This is a genomic window from Xanthomonas sp. 1678 (assembly GCF_031455575.1).
Lineage (GTDB): Bacteria > Pseudomonadota > Gammaproteobacteria > Xanthomonadales > Xanthomonadaceae > Xanthomonas_A.
The window spans coordinates 1-5,344 of the sequence record NZ_JAVDSZ010000026.1; the positions used below are offsets into that span (position 1 = coordinate 1).

The following is a 5,344-nucleotide window of genomic DNA, read 5'->3' on the forward strand; positions in this document are numbered from 1 at the left end:
GGTATTGACGGCAACAAAAAAGCCGCTATGATGGGCGGCTCGGTTCATCGGAAAGCCTTCGGGTTTGGGTTGAACCGGCGTCAGGATCTCGGAAACGAGGTGTTGACGGAAAGAAAAAGTCCGCTATAATGGGCGGCTCGCTACGACGGAAACGTCGCAGTGACAAGGGAAAGGCGCTGAGGCCGGCCCCGACGTTCTTTGACAGTGTGCGCAGGTAACTTGTGAGGGCGCCTGCAGGTGGAAGTATGTCCATCTTGCAGACGTTCGAATCAAGAGCAACAAATCAATTGCTAAGCAAGCGATACGTAAGCTTGGTTTGAACTCTGCATATCAAAGTATTGGCCTTCGGGTCTGTAATTTTAAGTGAAGAGTTTGATCCTGGCTCAGAGTGAACGCTGGCGGCAGGCCTAACACATGCAAGTCGAACGGCAGCACAGTGGTAGCAATACCATGGGTGGCGAGTGGCGGACGGGTGAGGAATACATCGGAATCTACCTTTTCGTGGGGGATAACGTAGGGAAACTTACGCTAATACCGCATACGACCTTAGGGTGAAAGCGGAGGACCTTCGGGCTTCGCGCGGATAGATGAGCCGATGTCGGATTAGCTAGTTGGCGGGGTAAAGGCCCACCAAGGCGACGATCCGTAGCTGGTCTGAGAGGATGATCAGCCACACTGGAACTGAGACACGGTCCAGACTCCTACGGGAGGCAGCAGTGGGGAATATTGGACAATGGGCGCAAGCCTGATCCAGCCATGCCGCGTGGGTGAAGAAGGCCTTCGGGTTGTAAAGCCCTTTTGTTGGGAAAGAAAAGCAGTCGGTTAATACCCGATTGTTCTGACGGTACCCAAAGAATAAGCACCGGCTAACTTCGTGCCAGCAGCCGCGGTAATACGAAGGGTGCAAGCGTTACTCGGAATTACTGGGCGTAAAGCGTGCGTAGGTGGTTGTTTAAGTCCGTTGTGAAAGCCCTGGGCTCAACCTGGGAATTGCAGTGGATACTGGGCAACTAGAGTGTGGTAGAGGATGGCGGAATTCCCGGTGTAGCAGTGAAATGCGTAGAGATCGGGAGGAACATCTGTGGCGAAGGCGGCCATCTGGACCAACACTGACACTGAGGCACGAAAGCGTGGGGAGCAAACAGGATTAGATACCCTGGTAGTCCACGCCCTAAACGATGCGAACTGGATGTTGGGTGCAACTTGGCACGCAGTATCGAAGCTAACGCGTTAAGTTCGCCGCCTGGGGAGTACGGTCGCAAGACTGAAACTCAAAGGAATTGACGGGGGCCCGCACAAGCGGTGGAGTATGTGGTTTAATTCGATGCAACGCGAAGAACCTTACCTGGTCTTGACATCCACGGAACTTTCCAGAGATGGATTGGTGCCTTCGGGAACCGTGAGACAGGTGCTGCATGGCTGTCGTCAGCTCGTGTCGTGAGATGTTGGGTTAAGTCCCGCAACGAGCGCAACCCTTGTCCTTAGTTGCCAGCACGTAATGGTGGGAACTCTAAGGAGACCGCCGGTGACAAACCGGAGGAAGGTGGGGATGACGTCAAGTCATCATGGCCCTTACGACCAGGGCTACACACGTACTACAATGGTGAGGACAGAGGGCTGCAAGCTCGCGAGAGTAAGCCAATCCCAGAAACCTCATCTCAGTCCGGATTGGAGTCTGCAACTCGACTCCATGAAGTCGGAATCGCTAGTAATCGCAGATCAGCATTGCTGCGGTGAATACGTTCCCGGGCCTTGTACACACCGCCCGTCACACCATGGGAGTTTGTTGCACCAGAAGCAGGTAGCTTAACCTTCGGGAGGGCGCTTGCCACGGTGTGGCCGATGACTGGGGTGAAGTCGTAACAAGGTAGCCGTATCGGAAGGTGCGGCTGGATCACCTCCTTTTGAGCAAGACAACTACGCCTACAGGCGTCCTCACAAGTAACCTGCATTCAGAGAGTTCCGCCACAGGGCGGGGCACCCCGATTTCGGGGCCATAGCTCAGCTGGGAGAGCACCTGCTTTGCAAGCAGGGGGTCGTCGGTTCGATCCCGACTGGCTCCACCAGATTTGCAGATCCCTCTGCAAGAGCCCGCACCTCCGTGTGCGGACTGTCTAGGGGAACTGCAGGAGCAAAGACTTTGGGTCTGTAGCTCAGGTGGTTAGAGCGCACCCCTGATAAGGGTGAGGTCGGTGGTTCGAGTCCTCCCAGACCCACCACTCTGAATGTACAAAGCACACTAAGAATTTAAGATGCGCCAGCACTGAGGCTGGGGTATGTTCTTTTAAAATTTGTGACGTAGCGAGCGTTTGAGATCAAACTATCTTGACGTGTCGTTGTGGCTAAGGCGGGGACCTCGAGTCCCTAGAAATTGAGTCGTTATAGTTCGCGTCCGGGCTTTGTACCCCCGGACTCAGCATAACCTTGAGGCAACTTGAGGTTATATGGTCAAGCGAATAAGCGCACACGGTGGATGCCTTGGCGGTCAGAGGCGATGAAGGACGTGGCAGCCTGCGAAAAGTGTCGGGGAGCTGGCAACAAGCTTTGATCCGGCAATGTCCGAATGGGGAAACCCACTGCTTCGGCAGTATCCTGCAGTGAATACATAGCTGCTGGAAGCGAACCCGGTGAACTGAAATATCTAAGTAACCGGAGGAAAAGAAATCAACCGAGATTCCCTAAGTAGTGACGAGCGAACGGGGACTAGCCCTTAAGCTGGTATGGTTCTAGAAAAACAACCTGGAAAGGTTGGCCATAGAAGGTGATAGCCCTGTATTTAAAAGGGCCATTCCAGTGAAGACGAGTAGGGCGGGGCACGTGAAACCCTGTCTGAATATGGGGGGACCATCCTCCAAGGCTAAATACTCCTGACCGACCGATAGTGAACCAGTACCGTGAGGGAAAGGCGAAAAGAACCCCGGAGAGGGGAGTGAAATAGATCCTGAAACCGTGTGCGTACAAGCAGTAGGAGCTCGCAAGAGTGACTGCGTACCTTTTGTATAATGGGTCAGCGACTTACTGTTCGTGGCAAGCTTAACCGTATAGGGGAGGCGAAGGGAAACCGAGTCTGATAAGGGCGCATAGTCGCGGGCAGTAGACCCGAAACCGGGTGATCTAGTCATGCCCAGGGTGAAGGTCAGGTAACACTGACTGGAGGCCCGAACCCACTCCCGTTGCAAAGGTAGGGGATGAGGTGTGATTAGGAGTGAAAAGCTAATCGAACCCGGAGATAGCTGGTTCTCCTCGAAAGCTATTTAGGTAGCGCCTCGGACGAATACTGCTGGGGGTAGAGCACTGTTATGGCTAGGGGGTCATCGCGACTTACCAAACCATTGCAAACTCCGAATACCAGTACGTACTATCCGGGAGACACACGGCGGGTGCTAACGTCCGTCGTGAAAAGGGAAACAACCCAGACCCACAGCTAAGGTCCCAAATTCACTGCTAAGTGGAAAACGATGTGGAAAGGCACAGACAGCCAGGAGGTTGGCTTAGAAGCAGCCACCCTTTAAAGAAAGCGTAATAGCTCACTGGTCGAGTCGGTCTGCGCGGAAGATTTAACGGGGCTAAGCAGTGAACCGAAGCTTGGGGTGCATCGCGATAAGCGATGCGCGGTAGAGGAGCGTTCCGTAAGCCGTTGAAGGTGGATTGAGAAGTCCGCTGGAGGTATCGGAAGTGCGAATGCTGACATGAGTAACGATAATGCGGGTGAAAAACCCGCACGCCGAAAGCCCAAGGTTTCCTTGCGCAACGTTAATCGGCGCAGGGTGAGTCGGCCCCTAAGGCGAGGGCGAAAGCCGTAGTCGATGGGAAGCAGGTTAATATTCCTGCACCTCGCGTAAGTGCGATGGAGGGACGGAGAAGGTTAGGTGTACCGGGCGTTGGTTGTCCCGGGGAAAGGCGGTAGGTTTGGATCTTTGGCAAATCCGGGATCCTTTAAGACCGAGCACCGAGACGAGTCTTTTAGACGAAGTCACTGATACCACGCTTCCAGGAAAAGCTCCTAAGCTTCAGCTTACGCAGACCGTACCGTAAACCGACACAGGTGGGTAGGATGAGAATTCTCAGGCGCTTGAGAGAACTCGGGTGAAGGAACTAGGCAACATGGCACCGTAACTTCGGGAGAAGGTGCACCCTTTTTGGTGGCTCATGCGAGCTATAGCTGAAGAGGGTCGCAGAAACCAGGCCGCTGCGACTGTTTATCAAAAACACAGCACTCTGCAAACACGAAAGTGGACGTATAGGGTGTGACGCCTGCCCGGTGCTGGAAGGTTAATTGATGGGGTCAGCCGCAAGGCGAAGCTCTTGATCGAAGCCCCAGTAAACGGCGGCCGTAACTATAACGGTCCTAAGGTAGCGAAATTCCTTGTCGGGTAAGTTCCGACCTGCACGAATGGCGTAACGACAGCGGCGCTGTCTCCACCCGAGACTCAGTGAAATTGAAATCGCTGTGAAGATGCAGCGTTCCCGTGGCAAGACGGAAAGACCCCGTGAACCTTTACTATAGCTTTACACTGAACGTTGAGTTCGTCTGTGTAGGATAGGTGGGAGGCTATGAAACTGTGGCGCTAGCTGCAGTGGAGCCAACCTTGAAATACCACCCTGTCGTGCTTGACGTTCTAACCTAGGTCCGTAATCCGGATCGGGGACCGTGTATGGTGGGTAGTTTGACTGGGGCGGTCTCCTCCTAAAGAGTAACGGAGGAGCACGAAGGTACGCTCAGCGCGGTCGGACATCGCGCACTGTGTGCAAAGGCATAAGCGTGCTTGACTGCAAGATCGACGGATCAAGCAGGTACGAAAGTAGGTCTTAGTGATCCGGTGGTTCTGTATGGAAGGGCCATCGCTCAACGGATAAAAGGTACTCCGGGGATAACAGGCTGATACCGCCCAAGAGTTCATATCGACGGCGGTGTTTGGCACCTCGATGTCGGCTCATCACATCCTGGGGCTGTAGTCGGTCCCAAGGGTATGGCTGTTCGCCATTTAAAGTGGTACGCGAGCTGGGTTCAGAACGTCGTGAGACAGTTCGGTCCCTATCTGCCATGGGCGTTGGAAGTTTGAGAGGGGCTGCTCCTAGTACGAGAGGACCGGAGTGGACGAACCTCTGGTGTTCCGGTTGTCACGCCAGTGGCATTGCCGGGTAGCTATGTTCGGAAGCGATAACCGCTGAAAGCATCTAAGCGGGAAGCGCGCCTCAAGATGAGACTTCCCGGGGCACAAGCCCCCTTAAGGAACCATGTAGACTACGTGGTTGATAGGTCAGGTGTGTAAGTGCAGCAATGCATTGAGCTAACTGATACTAATGATCCGTGCGGCTTGACCATATAACCTCAAGGTGCTTC

Annotated in this window: 2 tRNA genes and 2 rRNA genes; all 4 read left to right on the top strand. The window is 54.0% G+C overall.

The features are described from left to right. Window positions 1–360 precede the first annotated feature (360 nt). The 4 genes from J2Y70_RS22170 (at window position 361) to J2Y70_RS22185 (ending at window position 5,326) form a co-directional block, all read left to right on the top strand. A 16S ribosomal RNA gene (locus J2Y70_RS22170) occupies window positions 361–1,905 on the top strand. A gap of 85 nt (window positions 1,906–1,990) precedes the next feature. Continuing rightward, window positions 1,991–2,066: transfer RNA gene (locus J2Y70_RS22175), tRNA-Ala, on the top strand. Between the two features lie 76 nt (window positions 2,067–2,142). After that, window positions 2,143–2,219, top strand: a tRNA-Ile gene (locus J2Y70_RS22180). Between the two features lie 227 nt (window positions 2,220–2,446). Continuing rightward, window positions 2,447–5,326 (top strand): 23S ribosomal RNA (locus J2Y70_RS22185). Together the 16S and 23S rRNA genes with 2 tRNA genes alongside form the textbook arrangement of a ribosomal RNA operon. Window positions 5,327–5,344 lie beyond the last annotated feature (18 nt).